This is a genomic window from Pseudanabaena minima str. Chao 2107 (assembly GCF_051131155.1).
Taxonomy (GTDB): domain Bacteria; phylum Cyanobacteriota; class Cyanobacteriia; order Pseudanabaenales; family Pseudanabaenaceae; genus Pseudanabaena; species Pseudanabaena minima.
In genome coordinates this window covers 3,441,655-3,457,724 of the sequence record NZ_CP159508.1, presented here as the reverse complement: position 1 = coordinate 3,457,724, position 16,070 = coordinate 3,441,655, and the positions used below count along the sequence as shown (strand labels likewise).

Here is a 16,070-nt window from a genome sequence, read left to right as displayed (position 1 = left end):
AAAAATCTAGGGTTGTTACAAAAAACATAACCAAAAAATGAAAGGCTGTATTTTGTGCGGCATTTCATTACGCAAAAGGATGGACTTGTCCTAAGATTGCGCCGAGGCGATCGTAGTCATCCTTTAATAAAATGCTCAGCTTGCGACCTGCTTGAACTAACCAATTGCGATCGCATTTTCTCACTTGATATACATTACGAAGTACTGCGGCAATTAACTCATCCACAGGCGCATTGGTCATTTGGACTAAGGTTCTTAAAAAGTTTAACTCTTCCGTAAAGTTCTCAATTTCTGATTCTTCACAACCATAAACCGCTTGATGAATTTGGGGTGGTTGCGAAGGTAAGTGCTGATAGATATTACCAACGGAACTAAAGCCCAGTAGGACAACTTTGATTTCGGAACGGAGCATTGCAAAAATTTGTGGTTGTTGCTCGCGTAACTCTTGTAGGCTCAGTCCTAGAGCCACAGCACGGTGAACAGAATCAATCGGTGCTGTCGTCGCATGGTAAACCACACCATAAGCAATTACGTCGCTATTTTCATCCTGTTGTGACTTCACCCAACTACCAAAAGCTGGCATCAATGGGAAATCAAGATTGTCAGGTTCAAGGCATTGGGCTAAAAATTCAGTGGTAGAAGTTGCCACAACTTCAGCAAGATGTTGAGGATGGCGATCGCGTCTAGATTGAGATAAAGGTACAAACATTAACTGAATTTCTTAAATGTCAAATAAAGCATCTGCTGCTCTGCGACCACCCCAACGCTGCACGATCAGATCATCATAGTGATCAGCACTTTCTAAAACCTCAGTCAGAGCTAGTTTAAATTCATTTTGTTGGCAAGAAGCACCCAACAAAGTTACATGAAACCTGATGTCCCCTTCATCTTCCATACTAAAGCCGCCAAAACGGAAAACATCATTCTGTTTGAGCAAATAAAGCATGAGATCATTACTTACTTCAACATCTGTTGCCACATATGCCCAGATATAAATAACAGATTCTGAATCACGAAACGGTTTGATCTCCACAAGTATAGTTGCGGAACCAAACTGCAAACTAAAAATCGGATTATGGGCAACAGGATTGGATATGCGATCGCAAATATCTGGTAGCCAAGCAGCTACTTTGTGATAACAGTCTTGTTGTGCTTTTGATTGAAAGTTCACGCCTGCAACTTACCATTTACTTAAAACCTCTAAGAGTTTACCGCATAATTACAGGGCTTTACGCTTAAACACAACCCATTGGTATTGCGGCACTTTGTGCCACAATACCAATTCTTAAAGACTTCTTTCTAAAGCTCTTTCTCCGCCCCAAGCCTCAACGATCGCATCATCATATTTATCAGCAGTCTGGAGAACTGAGGATACTGAGGTTTGTAATTCGTCGCGATCGCAGGTGGAACCAACTAACGTCGTATGAAAACGAATATCGCCATCGTCATCAATACTGAAAACACCAAACTGCATCTCAGAATTCTTTTTGAGTAGAAATTTCATCAGATCTTGAGTAATTTCTGCACCCGTTACTACATAAGACCAAGTAGAAATGATCGCTTCTGTATTTCCCCAAGGCAATACTTCAACTGTAGCTGTGGCTGAGCCAAGGGGTAATACAAACACAGGCATATCGTAGGGAGGCGAATAGACATTTTCGTATAAGTCAGTTAACCAAGGCTGGATCTTTTCGTAACAAGCTTGCTGGATGGGTGTCTCAAATTTCATTGCCTACGATCCTATGTCTTACTTCTTCTATTTATGCAATTTAATGAAATCTAATTGCATTTAAATTCAAAATTTGGCTTCATGGAACGATTTTGTTACAAAAGATAAACCTTTTCCGTATTCTGTGTTACGAGTTACGGGGAAACAGATACTTGGGCTTGGAGACCCAGCAAATGGTATTGGTTCGATATAGCAATTTGCAGTGTGCGAAGCACACTGCAAATTGCTATATCGAACTGACGTTGTATTAAACCAACGTCAGTTCGACGAAAGCGAAAAATGGTAAGAATCGCTTAGCGATTCTTACCATTTTTCGCCATTTGCGGCGTGCGAAGCACGCCGCAAATGGCGATATCGAACTCACGTTAAACCAGAAAAGAGGAGGTTATATTTCCTGTTGTATGGGACGTTCAGGATCAAACTTGAAACCATCAAAAAAGGTTTCTATTCCCCTTGAAGTTGAAATAGGGATATTCGTATCAGGAACCCCGATCGCCTTAGCTGCATTTTTCCAAAGATCTTCACGATTTACGGCATCAATGATTTCTTTAGTCTCAAAATCATCAGGCAAATCATTCCATCGACGATATTCAGTGAGAAACCAGAGATCGTGACTTTTGTAGGGATAAGAAACAGAAATACCATCATTTGACCAATACTTAATGGAAGTAGGGCTATCTATTTTTAGTCTTCTCATCTTTTGTTTAGGACTATTTTTAAAAAGCTGAGCAAATATCTTAATTGGCTGCGATATAAGATTGCGGCTATCATTAAAACTCAAGGCTAAAATCGTATCTAATTCTTGGGCATTAGCTGGATCATCACACCAGATCTGCGCTTCCATAATTGCTTGGATCAATGCTTGAGTAGAGATCGGATATTTATCGACCCAATCAGCCCGCATGGCAAAAATCTCCCCTGGATAATTGCGCCAGATTTCTCCGATCGCGATCGCAGGATCAGCAAGATTTGCTTCAACCAATTGCAGACTATGCCAGCTATCTAAACAAAGTAGGTCAGCTTTATTTTGTTTTACTTGGGGAATGATCTGATCAAATGGAATCTCCAGAATGTCGATACTCTTTTGAGGAATCACATCCATTGAGGCTAGCCAATATCTAAGCCATAAATCATAATTACTTCCAATCTCAGCGATCGCGCCATTCATTGGTTTCCCAAACAATTTAGCAATATCTTGCCAAGGCGAAAAGGTTGCTCGTTTCAGTTGAATGCCAAAGGGCTTAAGTCTTTTAGACACAACAATATAGCCACCATGTGTATGTAGGCGCATCAACACATACATGGCAGTTTTACTTGTATGTCGATTAATCAAGCCCTCATTCAATAGTTCTGGCAAAGGACTATAAAAATGTCCACCATCAATACCCTGATTATTTTTGCCGAGTTTAGTACCTATTTCTGTGCGATCGCAAATATTTCTCCAGGATCGTAAGGGAACTAGCTCCACATCAGTCATGCCATATTTAGCGAATAGTTTTTTGCTCTTGGCAACTAAAAGAGGAGCGATTTCAATGGATGGAATCAGACCAAGGCGGACTGATTGCACTTCAGGGATATCGGAAGCTTGAGCATCAGCATTAATTTGAAACGGCTGGTTAGATAGAGTTCGGGACGTACAATTATTCAGCAAGAGTGTACTTGCTGCTACACCAAAGCTAGTTAGGATCTTACGTCTAGAAAGTTTCATAACATTTGGTGATTGGTAATTGATGATTGATGATTGATGATTGATGATTGATGATTGGTGATTGGTAATTGGTGATTGGTGATTGAGAATAATTAAGTTACTACTAAAAAATGAAACCCAATTTCCCATTTCAAAACGCTAAACGCCAAAAGCTAAACTCTAAAAGCCCTAATTACCAATCACCAATCACCAATCACCAATTTTTGGTAACTTTTAATTCACTACTCAGCAAACATCACTTAAAAATGAATGGACTATATCTAGGATACGCTGACTGGACTTGCCATCGCCAAAGGGATTAGCAATATTTGCCATTTGCTCATAAGCATGGCGATCGCCTAGTAATTTAGAAGCTGCCGCCACAATATCCGCAGTTTCTGTGCCAACTAGCTTACTTGTACCTGCGGCAACTGCCTCTGGACGCTCAGTGGTGGAGCGCAATACTAAAACAGGTTTACCAAGACTAGGAGCTTCTTCTTGCAAGCCGCCTGAGTCACTCATGATCAAATAACAGCGCTGCATGGCTCCTACCAATTGTTCATAGTCCAGAGGCTCAACTAAGAAAATACGCGGATGATTGCCCAATTTCGCGATTAACGGTTCTCTTACTACAGGATTGAGATGCATCGGCAGCACCAGAGCTACATCTGGGAAATCTGCCAAGATCTGTAACCATGCTTGGATGATTTGGGCTAAGGGTTCTCCCCAATTCTCCCGACGATGAACGGTTGCCAAAATTACGCGATGGGCTTTCCAATCTAAGCCTTTAATTTCACAGTTTGGCGATCGCCCTGAAACGTATAACAGTGCATCAATTACGGTATTGCCTGTATTGTGAATACCTGTTTTGACACCAGAAACTATAAGATTCTCCACTGAGGCTTGAGTGGGGGCAAAATGAAGCTGGGCGATTTGCGATACTAAACGACGGTTTGCTTCTTCAGGAAATGGATTAAATAGGTTGTCGGTACGAAGCCCAGCCTCTACATGTCCAACAGGAATTTGCTGATAAAAAGCTGCTAAAGCGGCGGCAAAGGCTGTAGTCGTATCACCTTGGACTAAAACAATATTTGGCTGAATTTCTTTATATAACTTTTCTAAACCGATCAAACTATTGCAAGTAATTTGGGTAAGCGTTTGCTTCGGCTGCATGATGTCCAAATCGTAATCTGCTTTGAGTTCAAACAGTTGCATTACTTGTTCCACCATCTCCCGATGTTGTCCAGTTAAAATCACTGAAGTTTGAAACTGAGGATTATTTCTAAATAGATGAATGATCGGGGCAAGTTTAATTGCTTCTGGACGAGTTCCTAAAGTAATACAGACATGGAATTGAGTTGACACAATAATCCCTACTAAACACGCTTTCTGACGGTGATTGGCTTACGCAGTAGCCCTGCACTCAAGTGCGCTGCTCAAAGATTAAACCCGTTGATAAGGATTTATTTGAAATTATTCTTTAGTCCACTGAAGTGGACTTGAGCTTTTAGCCAAGCACTTGAGCTCTTGGTTAGTGTGCGTAAGTCTTACCTATAATGCACCAATTGCGGTGCAACAGATGTAGTTTTGGGAGCTTTGCTACCGCCAAAGACTGCATGAATTCCTCTCAAAGTGACAATAATAATCACACAAACAACCACATACTGAGCTATTTGCATTGCAAAAATTGGAGTTCTAATTAAAGCTTGCCAAGCAAATTTATTTGTTGAGGATTGCTCCTCAGAATGGAAATCGCTAGTTTCCTCAGCGTCAGGCATTACAGGAATATCAGAAAGAAATAGTAATTCTGAATCTTGAGAGGTTCTTGTATTGTCTAAATCAGAATTGAGATGATTAGTGTTGGGCAACTGTTCGGGAACACTGGGTTCTCCAAACATCTCATCTAGATCGGGACTAGATGCTACGGCATTTGTTTCTCTATTGGCGCGATCGCTGAGATCATTTCGCTCTAGCATAGATTTGGGTGGGAATACTGGTAAAGGAGGTATTCTAGGACTTTGTTTAGTCTCAGTGATTCCGCCATTTTCACTAATGTTGGGGGTTTCCTGCTCAACTAGGTAAATTTCCTCTGTCCATGCAGGTTCATCAAATCCTGTTTGTTGCCAAGACACGGTGATCCGAGAAACTGTCTTTACTTCAAGGGTGATAAACCATTTTTTGAGCATTCCCACTAGCACCTGCCGATTAGGAATTCGCATCTCATCGTCTAGCGATCGCAAATCAGACTCAATTAAGATTTCTAAGCGATCGCCATCACGCTCAACGTTTGCCAACATTGCTTGAGATTTAAGCAATCGATTCATGAGCGAGGCGATCGCGTTAACGTTGCCCTGTTTGGCTTGTTCAACTAGTGGATTTTGAGTCATGGCATCAACCTCAGATGCTGATCCTAAAAATGTTTTTCAGATTAAGCCAAATGTATCAGATTTTTGTAACTATCGCTGAAATGCCATCACATTATGAAACCGATTTTGGTGTTTCCAGCGCCGAAGGCGCTGGAAACACCAAAATCGGTTTTTTGAAAGCACGCCAACGGCGTGCTTTCAAAAAACCGATTTTTTTATAATGAGAATTATTACTCAAGCTTAAAATAAAAGAAGGGGCGTTTCGCCCCTTCTTTTATTTAAAAACTTCCCCTCATCACTTGATTGAGCATAGATTCAACTTGTGAGGCAAGCTGAGTATGGCTCATACCCAACTGATCTAAGATGCTGAGTGATAATTCTAGCGATCGCAAAGACTTGCCTTGATATTGATATTGAAACTGCGAATTACTGCATAGCTGGTAGAGACAAGCTAAATCGTATAGAGATCTCGCATATTCATACATCATTCCGAATTGCTCAAAAGCGATAGAAGCATCAATTAATGAGTCTTCCGCCGTTTCGATTGAATCTTCATCAAGACTATCCAAACCATCGAGCAGTCGATATACATAGATACGTCCTCGGAGATGTTTGGCGATCGCAATCCCCCTCAGATATTGATAATCTCGGAAACGGGGTAATACATTTACTCTAATGCAGATCAGACTCTCTTCAACTTGGCGATTGCCTAGCAAAGCTTCTGCCAAATCACAGTATAAATAACCAATTTCGATGGTATCAACTGGCTCTTTCAGCAAAGAGATGCCATCTTTGATCATCTCAATTGCCATTTGCCACTGAGATTCCGCGATCGCCACTTTCACTAGCCCTTTCAGCGCTTGTAAACGCAAAAAGTTATCGGAATTAGCTAAGGCAATATCGAGAGTACTTTGAAAAAGACTAGTCGCTTGATTAATATCCCCAGATGATAAATACAATTGTCCTAAGTAGATATAGCTTTTAGCGATCTCACATTCATCTTCTACTTCTAGGCGTACAGATAGCGATCGTTCAAAACTCATAAGAGCCGATTGCAGATCATTTACTCGTAGATAATATTGTCCGATTGCGTCATCAATGAGAGCCTGCCCCTGCTGACTATTGCGATAAGATTGATGAGCCGTTTGTAGAATATGTAAAACATCGCTCAAATCCCCCATTTCGAGCGCCAGAATTGAACGTACATAAAGCAGATAAGCCTCTTGTTCGTGATCATGATCTGGATGCTGACTTAATGCTTCCCCCGCTTGTTGCACAAGAACTTGCGCTCTCTGCAATGATTCTAATTGTTTTGTGGCTATTAGCTCTACAGCCAGATCTAGTAAAACCCTTATGGTTGTGCTAGGGTCTGCCTCCAAGTTTTCACCAGTGGTAGTATTTTGAAGACATTGTTCAAAATAAGCGATCGCTAAGGTGCGATCCTGTTGACGCAGGTGCTGCCCTTGGGTTAGAAATTCAGCTAATTTCATGAGAAACTCCAAAATTATGCGTGTAAGTTACCTACTTTTAGGCTTCACACTTCACAAATAATATCGTACCCAAAATCATCTATCCCAAAATCATCCATTGGATCAGTAACCCGATTTTGTTGTTTCCTGCGCCAAAGGCATTAGAAAAATTCAGTTCTTTATGAGTTTCTACTCAGTTCAATTTGCTGTTTAATGGAAACTACATGATCGAGAGCTAAAGAATTCCAGAAAGAACGAATTTGCTTGCTGACAGTTTGCCACTGCGAGTAATGAAAAAAGTGTTTTCCCTGCTCACTTAACCAAAGGCGATCGCTGTCTTTAAGATATGATTTCCATTTTTTGTAGGCATTTTCGCCACCAATTACATAGTCATCTAGAGCACCACAAACTAACATTGGTACAGAGATACTTGTGGGCGCAATATAAGTGGGTGCATAAAGAGAGTGGGGAATCAAAGAATTATCGAGATCTTGCTTGAGTAGGTTGGCTAACCAATACAACATTTCTTTGTCACGATAACCAAATAGATAAAAGGCTGTCCGCATCAGCATTGTTTCACGACTACAACCGATTAATTGACGCTGCTCATAGTAATGACTATGCCAGCTAGTCGCTAAGTTAACCCCCACTGACAATAAAGTAAGTGATCGCACCTGTTCAGGATATTGCTTGACATAGAGCCAACCGACTAAGCCCGCTATGCCATGTCCGACTAGATGCACTTTGTCATCACAGGTTTGTATGTATTCATGGAGGGAGGCGATCGCTAAATTTAGATCGATGGGTTCGTCAGGGTTTTGGCAATACTCCCATTGGGCGATCGCATACTGACGTGACAGCGATCGGAGCAGTTGTAAATCAAAGCGGCGCAAGGATTGACTGGTACAAAGACCGACAACTTGAGGTGAGGTGGACTGTCTAAAGGGCATGTTTTTATCGAAATTAATTATTATTAAGCTAGGGACAATTTATAAATGATTTCTAAGACCGTAAATAAAGTAAATAAAAAAAAATTGAGTGATAGATGCTTACTCTTACTAAAATCTGTGTCAGCAATCCCTGTAAAAAAAACGCATTTTATCACTCAATCCTGCCAACGCATTTGAACTATGTGTAATGAAGCGTGCTGAGTCAAGCCGCATCAGAACTTAATTGGCACTTTAACACTATTGAATATAATTATCAATAGTAAAATCAAAAAATAAAAGCGGTGCGACGCACCACTTTTATTTTTTGGTTTTACTTAACAGAAGTGTAGACGATTCTTTTATAAAGTAAAAATCAAACCCAGTCAGGGTTTTAGAAACACAAAATAGCTACGCCATTTTGTGTTTTGGGATTACTTAGCTTGCAATTGCCAAACCTTGACTAAGCGATCAGCACCACCACTAACTAGGGTGGCATCCTTAGGACTAAAACTCAGGGATAGGACTGGGGCTTCATGCTGACTGAGAATTTGCATTGTTTTACCCGTGTTAACATCCCAGATCTGAATTGTTTTGTCTACACCACCAGAGGCGATCGCATTGCCTTCACGGTTAAAGGCAACCGCTAAGACCCCCCCTGTATGTCCTGATAAGGTTCGCAGGATTTTGCCTGTGCTTGCATCCCAAATTTTTACGGTTTGATCTTGGCTGCTACTAGCCAGCATTTTGCCATCGGGACTATAGGCGATCGCATTTACAGGTGCATTATGTCCTGTAATATCTAGAACCTGCTTTCCTGTCTTCACATCCCAAATTTTAATGGTTTTATCAAAACTGGCGCTAGCAAATTGCTTACCATCAGGGGCAAAAGCAACAGATACAACTTTGTCTTGATGTCCTTCAAAAGTCTGTAATAGATCACCCTTACGCCAATCCCAGAGTTTGATCGTTTTATCTGCACTGCCGCTAATTAAGGTGTTGCCATTCGGGCTATAGTCCACACTGTAGACCTGTCCATCATGGGCTTCGATGTTCCGAACTGGTTTACCACTGCGGAAGTTCCATAACTTAATCGATTTGTCAATACAGGCGATTGCGAAGGTATTGCCGTTAGGATGCACGGCGATTGCATTAATTCCAGATACAGAGCCAAGATGATTGGATAAAGTTCCAAAAGACTGATTATCTCTTACATTCCATAGGCGCAAGGTGCGATCGTAACTACCACTCGCGAAACTGAATCCATTGGGAAAGAAAGCCACGGCTCTGACCCAACCTGTGTGCCCTGTTAGGCTCAGCCGTAATTGATAATTAGAAGTAATGGCTGGAGTCGGTTCGATAACTGTAGGAGTTGGTTTGGGAGTGGAGGAAAATTTAGGCAAGTATTGAGAGAAGTTAATCGCACCCCAGCTAACTCCTACTAAACAAACTAGAGCGATCGCCCAACGATTAGTATTTTGATTGAGGGTAAAAGTGGGCATCTGAAAATCATCAGATTCTTGATGCATAGGTGGTAAATTGTCGAGTTCATAGAGAACTTCCTGTGCAGTCTGATAGCGATCTTCAGGATGGTGCTTGACCATGCGATTGAGAATGAGCGCTAGTTCAGGACGAATTGCTGAACCCATCTGCCAGTCTAATAAATTCAGGTCTTCACGGCGGACTAGTTGACTAGGATGTAAACCTGTGAGTAATTGAATCGCCGTTAATCCAAGGGCATAGATATCACAACTAGGTGTAAAGTGTCCAAGAGCCTGCTCAAAGGGCATATAGCTAGGTGTACCGAGGACAACTCCATTTTGAGCGGCTGTTGCATAAATACCTTTGAGAACGGCAAAATTAGTCAGCACAAAATGTTGATCGCTACTATTAATGCCTTGATAGCCACCCTGTCGATCTTTACGACGAATTAAATTTCGAGGACAGATATCTCCATGCACCATATTGGAACTATGGGCAATATGCAGACTAGTCAACAATTGTCGGAGGAATTGAACTAACTCGGACTCACTATAGAGTCTTCCTGTAGAGATTTCATCACTGAGACGAATTCCATCGATCGCTTCTTCTACGATATAAAATTCCTCCTCTTGCTCAAAATAGGTTGTAATTTTTGGGAAGTCGGCACTGCGATCGCTCAGTTGCTGTAATTTAGGAACTTGATTGCGAAATAGCGATCGCGCCCAGTCAAGTTGCAGATTAGTTTTATTAATCAGACAAAAACTTTTGGCGATCCAACGTGGCATTTCCGCAGCCACGGTATCTTCAACTAAGTAGGTTTGTCCATAGGTGTCATCAGCGATCGTCTGTACAACTCGAAAGCGTCCGCCTAACAGATTACCAAACGCTTTACCTATTGTTTGTGATGTCGCCATGAGAACCTTACTCCAACCGCAACTCATTTAATTATAATCGAATGGGTTGTCTTACTGTCAGTAAGACAACCCATTCGATTATAACTAGCCCTTTGATGCTGGCACAACATAGAGAATGCCAGAAATTAACGTAAGTGCGACTGCAATCCAGAAAAAAGCGATCGCGTAGGGGATTTTGACTAATAAAGCCGCAATTGCCACGATTTGCATTACAGTTTTCGCCTTTCCCCAAAAATTTGCGCCGATAATTTGCGGTTTACTAACTTCGCTAGAAGAATTGTCCTGACTCGTCGTACTCGGCGCACCACGCCAAGCAGTAATCAATAACTCTCGCGTAATAATTAAAAACACTGCCCAAGCGGGAACTTGACCGAGTTCGATAAACAATAAAAACAAGGCGATCGTGAGGACTTTATCCACAAGGGGATCAAGAAATTTCCCCAGTTCTGTTATTTGATTAAGTTTTCTTGCTAAATATCCATCTAGCCAATCAGTAATTGCGGCGATGATAAATACACTTAAAGCAATTAAGCGACTAAGTTCACTATCTTGCCATAGAAATAGCCCAAAAATAATCGGTACAGCAATCAATCTCGATAAAGTTACCCAAGTAGGCAATGTAATCATAAATAACCAAATAATATAGAAAGTGCTATAAAACAGCACTTTCTATATTATTTGGTTTGGGTGACTCTCCAGCTAAGTTTGAGATTAAACCAGAAGTTCCAAATTGTGACGATCGCGATCGCCATGAGATTAGCGAGATATTTATTGATATGCAAATAATTATAAAGAAAATTCAGAATAATCAAGTTTAATCCAATTCCCACCAAACAAATAAGATTGAACTTCACAAATCGCTTAATTCGCTTTCTCCAACCAAATTGCTGGCTAGATAAATCTCGAAATGTCCAAATGTCATTCCATAGGAAATTGTTGAGAATTGCTACTTCCGAAGCAACGATCTTACTCCGTGTTAGCCCCCACCCAAGCGTTGAGGCATCGCTGAGCAAATATAGGATTGCCATATCCACAAATACTCCGCTAAAGCCAACGATGCCAAAGCTTAAAAAACGTTTGAACGGAACGCGCAATTTTTCGCGTAATTTGGTGATTCGACCACGCGATCGCAAGCGCAACAAGTGCAAAATGTAATCCACATATTGCCGCCAAGTTACTTTACTTTCACCCTCTTGACGTTCTTGAAATACATAGCCAACCTCAGCAACGGTTGCAATATTGCCACGACCAAGCACTTCAATCAAAATTTTGTAACCTAGTGGGTTCATCGGATAGTTAGCGATCGCCCTGCGTCTGACCATAAAATAGCCACTCATCGGATCAGAAACTCGTCCGATAACATTTGGCAAAATCAGCAAGCCCAGCATCTGCGCTCCCCGTGATAAAAATCGCCTTATAAAGCCCCAGTCACTGACCCCACCACCTTCGACATGGCGACTAGCCACTACTAAGTCTGCGCCCTTTACCGTTTCATCAAGCATCTTCAACAGCGTTTCTGGTGGATGTTGTAAATCTCCATCAATTACCCCCAAAATCTCTCCCTGTGATGCTTGCCATCCGCGAATCACTGCTGTTGAGAGTCCTTTTTCCCCCTGACGACGCATTATTCGCAGTTGCGGATAATTTGGCATCAAATCTAATCCCACTTGCCAAGTCAGGTCAGGGCTATCATCATCAACAATAATTAATTCATAATTATCGTTAGAGTCATTAAAATAATTATTTAATAATTGAGTTAAAATTTCTACTAACTTAGCTAAGTTCTTACTCTCATTGTAAGTAGGTACAATTAAAGAGAAATTAACTGATTGCTTCTGATGTTGAGAATCTTGATCAAAGTTTGACTCAATGATTTCTCCAGAGAAGAGAAGTTCATTAACTTGAAATGATCCCGATGGCACGGGGATGAGAGAGTAGGACATTATCCAAAAATTGGTTTGTTGTGGTGAAATCTAGAGAATAGGTAATGATTTATATCCCTTACATTAGACTTTAGACTAATGTAAGCCTTAACTTTCTATATTTTTTCTTAATCTATAACAATGCAATTTTTGCTGACAACATAAAATTCAAAGGAGTGATGACAATACGAAGCTCTGCCATCACTCCTTTGAGTTTTGATTTGACCTAGCTAACGCAAGCCTTGCCGTATAAAGCTGTCACCATTCTGGACATAAACCCCAAATAGTGTGAGGCGGCGCAAAGCATCGCCTCACACTATTTGGGGTTTGATTTGTCCTGATATCAGAGGCTATAGCTATAACATCTAATTTCTGAGCGCTCTTAGCTGATAATGTATTGGGTTGGGTAGCGAAAACTTCCCTATCTATGTAGCTCAAAACACCTGCACAGATAACATTATGGTTCAAAACGCCGCAAAAAATAGCTTTGTTGCCTTAGAAGGTGTTGGTAAGTCTTACTTACAACCAAATGGGCAGACTATTTCGATTATTGAAAATATTAATTGTCAGTTGCAAGTAGGTGAAATTATTGCTTTGTTAGGTCCTTCAGGTTCTGGCAAATCAACATTAATGCGAATGATTGCGGGTTTAATTCCACCTTCTACTGGAAAAGTGTTGTATTACAATCGTCCACTCGTGGGACTAAATCCGGGAGTAGCGATCGTTTTTCAAAATTTCGCACTTTATCCTTGGTTAACGGTTTTAGAGAATGTGGAACTTGGGCTGAAAGCAAAGGGAGAAGCCAAGGATACCAGAGAGCAAAAAGCACTTCGGATGATTGATGTGATTGGTTTAGACGGATTTGAGAACGCTTACCCTAAAGAGTTATCGGGGGGAATGCGGCAGCGTGTCGGCTTTGCTAGAGCATTGGCGGTTGAGCCAGAATTGTTATGTATGGATGAGCCATTTTCTGCCTTAGATGTACTAACTGCGGAAAACTTACGCTTTGAGTTGCTTGACCTTTGGTTAGAAAAACGTATTCCCACTAAGTCAATTTTGATTGTGACGCATGGGATTGAAGAAGCTGTGACCCTTGCCGATCGCGTGATTGTGCTAGGTCGTAACCCTGGGCGGATTCGTGCTGATTTGCCGATTACTCTGCCACACTATCGCGATCGCAAGAGTCCCGAATTTCAGGCTTTAGTTGACCAAGTTTACAAGATTCTGACAAATCCCGATCTACCAGATTTATCAACTCAGACCACCACAACTACGACTTCTACTTCAGAACCCAAAGCTCAACCCAAATACCAATCTCTTCCTCATGTTCGCATTGGCTCTGTAGCTGGTTTACTAGAACTTCTTGAAGGTCGTCAAGACAAAGATTTATATCGAATCGCTCAAGAACTCCTTTTAGAAGTTGATGATATATTGCCAATTGTGGATGCCTGCAAATTAATGGAACTAGTTGCTATTAATGAGGGTGATATCCAACTATCAGCGATCGGTGAGAACTTCATCAATAGTAATATCGATGAGCGCAAAGCAATTATTCGGGAGTTATTACAGAAGTATATTCGTTTAGTCCAACAGATTTGTCAGCTTTTACAAGCTAAGCGCAACCATCGTATTTCTGAAGAACTAGTTCTCGATATTTTAGAAAACTACTTCACTACCAAAGAAGCACAACGCCAACTCAGAACTGCTATGGATTGGGGACGTTATGCTGAATTATTTAGCTATGATGAGCCTTCAGGTGAAATCTTTATTGAAGAGAGTACTACAGAAACTGAAGAAGTGCGAGTAGATTAAGATATGTATCAGCCCACTATCGATCCCAAATCAAAATTTAGCTCACGCTGGAGTCTTGGTGATGTTTTACTGCCTTTAGCGATTATTGCTTTTATATTCATCATTGTGCAGACTGCTAGGAATTTTACAGGTACTTATGAAAGTGGCTATGTAGTTAATTTATCGCTGAGCTTTTTACCAAGCTATGCATTGCAGACCTTAGTAAGAATGCTAGCCGCCTATTTAGTCTCCTTAGCGTTTAGCCTTTTGTATGCCTATGTTGCTTATCGATCAACTTTATGGTCAAAGGTTTTGATTCCTCTATTGGATATTCTGCAATCAATTCCAGTACTATCATTTTTGCCTGCGGTTGTACTTGCTTTGGTCGGTTTATTCCCTGGGCAAAGATTGGGAATTGAGATAGCTTCAATCTTGCTGATCTTCACGGGCATGACTTGGAATATGACCTTTAGTTTCTATCAATCCCTAAGTAGTATTCCTAAAGAATTAATCGAAGCAAGTCAAGTTTATCGACTCGGTGCTTGGCAGCGTTTCTGGACATTAGAACTTCCTTCGGGGGTGGTGGGCTTAGTTTGGAATAGTGTGATGTCTGTGGCTGGTGGTTGGTTCTTTTTGATGCAAACTGAATCATTTACACTTTCCAATCGTGACTTTACGCTTCCCGGACTCGGCTCATTTCTGAAAGCGGCAGCAGACAAAGGTGATAATTTAGCAATTTTTAGTGGGTTGGCAGTTCTAATTGGCATAATTACGATTATTGATTATTTCGTGTGGCGACCGCTAATTGCTTGGGCAGAGAAGTTCAAGAATGAGACGGTTGAAGCTACTCAAGTACCAGAATCGCGAGTGTTAGATTTTTTAAGGCGATCGCCTACGATGCGAATTATTAGCGATCGCCTGTTTATGCCGATCGCGGAAGTAGTCAATCATAGTTTTAGTCATAAAGCGCCAAGTTCTCTAGTTAATCAACATAAAAAAACATCACAATGGCTCAATTGGTTTAACTGGCTATTGTTTGGGTTAGCGGGTTTTATGGTTTTGAGTGGTGCATCAAGTGCGATCGCCTTGCTGAGTAGTATGCCCTTGAGCGCATGGGGACAAGTAGCGATCGGTGCTTTATTCACGGCTATTCGGGTATTTATTGTTTTGATTATTTCCTTGATTATTACGGTTCCCATTGGTGTATCGATTGGTCGTAATCCCAAACTAGCCCAATTTTTGCAACCAATTGTCCAAATAGCCGCTTCCGTTCCTGCGACAGCCTTATTTCCAGTTCTATTATTATATTTGGGAAATATGGCTGGTGGTCTGGACATTGGCGCAGTGATTCTCATGACTTTAGGAAGTATGTGGTACATCCTTTTCAATGTCATTGCAGGAGCACAAGCCATTCCCTCTGAACTTTTTGAAGCAGCAAGAGTATATAAGCTTTCGCCATTGCAACGTTGGCGGACTTTGATTTTGCCAGGGATTTTTCCATATTTAGTGACGGGGATCATTACGGCAGTGGGCGGAGCATGGAACGCTAGTATTGCAGGTGAATATGTCAAGTTTCAGGGTAGGGTACTGACTGCAACAGGTTTAGGCTCGACGATTACGCAAGCCTCTGATGTGGGTGATTTTCCACTTTTGTTGGCTTCGACAATTGTGATGTCGTTGTTAGTTGTGACGACCAATCGCTTGGTATGGCGACCTCTTTATCGACTCGCTCAGGTCAAATATCAATTAGTTGTGTAATCTCAAAACACAAAATGGCGTAGCCA

At 41.3% G+C, this 16,070-nt stretch carries 14 protein-coding genes; 3 read left to right on the top strand and 11 right to left on the bottom strand.

The window, feature by feature from the left end:
- Positions 1–67 precede the first annotated feature (67 nt).
- The 6 genes from ABM313_RS15835 to ABM313_RS15810 all read right to left on the bottom strand — a co-directional run bounded on the left by ABM313_RS15835 (position 68) and on the right by ABM313_RS15810 (position 5,803).
- Positions 68–709: an HAS-barrel domain-containing protein gene (locus tag ABM313_RS15835; protein ID WP_434684144.1), complete on the bottom strand. Its 642-nt coding sequence runs from the start codon at positions 707–709 to the stop codon at positions 68–70.
- 12 nt (positions 710–721) lie between these two features.
- Positions 722–1,171 carry a T3SS (YopN, CesT) and YbjN peptide-binding chaperone 1 gene (locus tag ABM313_RS15830; protein WP_434684143.1) on the bottom strand — a complete coding sequence of 150 codons (450 nt, stop codon included), beginning with the start codon at positions 1,169–1,171 and terminating at the stop codon, positions 722–724.
- A gap of 114 nt (positions 1,172–1,285) precedes the next feature.
- Positions 1,286–1,729 carry a T3SS (YopN, CesT) and YbjN peptide-binding chaperone 1 gene (locus tag ABM313_RS15825; protein ID WP_434684142.1) on the bottom strand — a complete coding sequence of 148 codons (444 nt, stop codon included), beginning with the start codon at positions 1,727–1,729 and terminating at the stop codon, positions 1,286–1,288.
- A gap of 385 nt (positions 1,730–2,114) precedes the next feature.
- Positions 2,115–3,566, bottom strand: a complete 1,452-nt coding sequence (locus tag ABM313_RS15820) for a CmpA/NrtA family ABC transporter substrate-binding protein (protein ID WP_434684141.1) — start codon at positions 3,564–3,566, stop codon at positions 2,115–2,117.
- 96 nt (positions 3,567–3,662) lie between these two features.
- A complete protein-coding gene (wecB, locus tag ABM313_RS15815; RefSeq protein WP_434684140.1) occupies positions 3,663–4,781 on the bottom strand; it encodes a non-hydrolyzing UDP-N-acetylglucosamine 2-epimerase in 1,119 nt (372 codons plus the stop codon).
- A gap of 182 nt (positions 4,782–4,963) precedes the next feature.
- Entirely contained in the window at positions 4,964–5,803 is an 840-nt protein-coding gene (locus tag ABM313_RS15810; protein WP_434684139.1) for a hypothetical protein, read from the bottom strand.
- A gap of 50 nt (positions 5,804–5,853) precedes the next feature.
- Between ABM313_RS15810 and ABM313_RS15805 the strand changes: the two genes are divergently transcribed.
- Complete coding sequence (locus ABM313_RS15805) at positions 5,854–6,003, top strand: hypothetical protein (RefSeq protein ID WP_434684137.1); 150 nt, start codon at positions 5,854–5,856, stop codon at positions 6,001–6,003.
- A gap of 57 nt (positions 6,004–6,060) precedes the next feature.
- On the opposite strand, the gene ABM313_RS15800 is transcribed toward ABM313_RS15805, so the two are convergent.
- The 5 genes from ABM313_RS15800 to ABM313_RS15780 form a co-directional block, all read right to left on the bottom strand.
- Complete coding sequence (locus ABM313_RS15800; RefSeq protein WP_434684136.1) at positions 6,061–7,272, bottom strand: tetratricopeptide repeat protein; 1,212 nt, start codon at positions 7,270–7,272, stop codon at positions 6,061–6,063.
- 158 nt (positions 7,273–7,430) lie between these two features.
- A complete protein-coding gene (locus ABM313_RS15795) occupies positions 7,431–8,201 on the bottom strand; it encodes an alpha/beta fold hydrolase (protein ID WP_434684135.1) in 771 nt (256 codons plus the stop codon).
- 410 nt (positions 8,202–8,611) lie between these two features.
- Positions 8,612–10,573, bottom strand: coding sequence for a protein kinase domain-containing protein (locus tag ABM313_RS15790; RefSeq protein WP_434684134.1), 1,962 nt, complete (start codon positions 10,571–10,573; stop codon positions 8,612–8,614).
- A gap of 84 nt (positions 10,574–10,657) precedes the next feature.
- Complete coding sequence (gene pgsA, locus ABM313_RS15785) at positions 10,658–11,200, bottom strand: CDP-diacylglycerol--glycerol-3-phosphate 3-phosphatidyltransferase (RefSeq protein ID WP_434684132.1); 543 nt, start codon at positions 11,198–11,200, stop codon at positions 10,658–10,660.
- Between the two features lie 47 nt (positions 11,201–11,247).
- The gene (locus ABM313_RS15780) at positions 11,248–12,516 is read right to left on the bottom strand and encodes a glycosyltransferase (protein ID WP_434684131.1); all 1,269 of its coding nucleotides are present in this window, start codon (positions 12,514–12,516) and stop codon (positions 11,248–11,250) included.
- A gap of 438 nt (positions 12,517–12,954) precedes the next feature.
- Between ABM313_RS15780 and ABM313_RS15775 the strand changes: the two genes are divergently transcribed.
- Complete coding sequence (locus tag ABM313_RS15775; RefSeq protein WP_434684130.1) at positions 12,955–14,307, top strand: ABC transporter ATP-binding protein; 1,353 nt, start codon at positions 12,955–12,957, stop codon at positions 14,305–14,307.
- Positions 14,308–14,310: 3 nt separating this feature from the next.
- Positions 14,311–16,044 (top strand): ABC transporter permease, encoded by a 1,734-nt coding sequence (locus ABM313_RS15770; protein WP_434684129.1) that lies wholly within the window; start codon positions 14,311–14,313, stop codon positions 16,042–16,044.
- Positions 16,045–16,070 lie beyond the last annotated feature (26 nt).

Coding starts and splice junctions, on each gene's coding strand:
- ABM313_RS15790 (WP_434684134.1), bottom strand. CDS start 10,573: ATGGCGACATCACAAACAATAGGTAAAGCGTTTGGTAATCTGTTAGGC.
- ABM313_RS15805 (WP_434684137.1), top strand. CDS start 5,854: ATGTATCAGATTTTTGTAACTATCGCTGAAATGCCATCACATTATGAA.
- ABM313_RS15775 (WP_434684130.1), top strand. CDS start 12,955: ATGGTTCAAAACGCCGCAAAAAATAGCTTTGTTGCCTTAGAAGGTGTT.
- ABM313_RS15770 (WP_434684129.1), top strand. CDS start 14,311: ATGTATCAGCCCACTATCGATCCCAAATCAAAATTTAGCTCACGCTGG.
- ABM313_RS15810 (WP_434684139.1), bottom strand. CDS start 5,803: ATGACTCAAAATCCACTAGTTGAACAAGCCAAACAGGGCAACGTTAAC.
- ABM313_RS15835 (WP_434684144.1), bottom strand. CDS start 709: ATGTTTGTACCTTTATCTCAATCTAGACGCGATCGCCATCCTCAACAT.
- pgsA (WP_434684132.1), bottom strand. CDS start 11,200: ATGATTACATTGCCTACTTGGGTAACTTTATCGAGATTGATTGCTGTA.
- ABM313_RS15800 (WP_434684136.1), bottom strand. CDS start 7,272: ATGAAATTAGCTGAATTTCTAACCCAAGGGCAGCACCTGCGTCAACAG.
- ABM313_RS15820 (WP_434684141.1), bottom strand. CDS start 3,566: ATGGGAAATTGGGTTTCATTTTTTAGTAGTAACTTAATTATTCTCAAT.
- ABM313_RS15795 (WP_434684135.1), bottom strand. CDS start 8,201: ATGCCCTTTAGACAGTCCACCTCACCTCAAGTTGTCGGTCTTTGTACC.
- ABM313_RS15780 (WP_434684131.1), bottom strand. CDS start 12,516: ATGTCCTACTCTCTCATCCCCGTGCCATCGGGATCATTTCAAGTTAAT.
- ABM313_RS15825 (WP_434684142.1), bottom strand. CDS start 1,729: ATGAAATTTGAGACACCCATCCAGCAAGCTTGTTACGAAAAGATCCAG.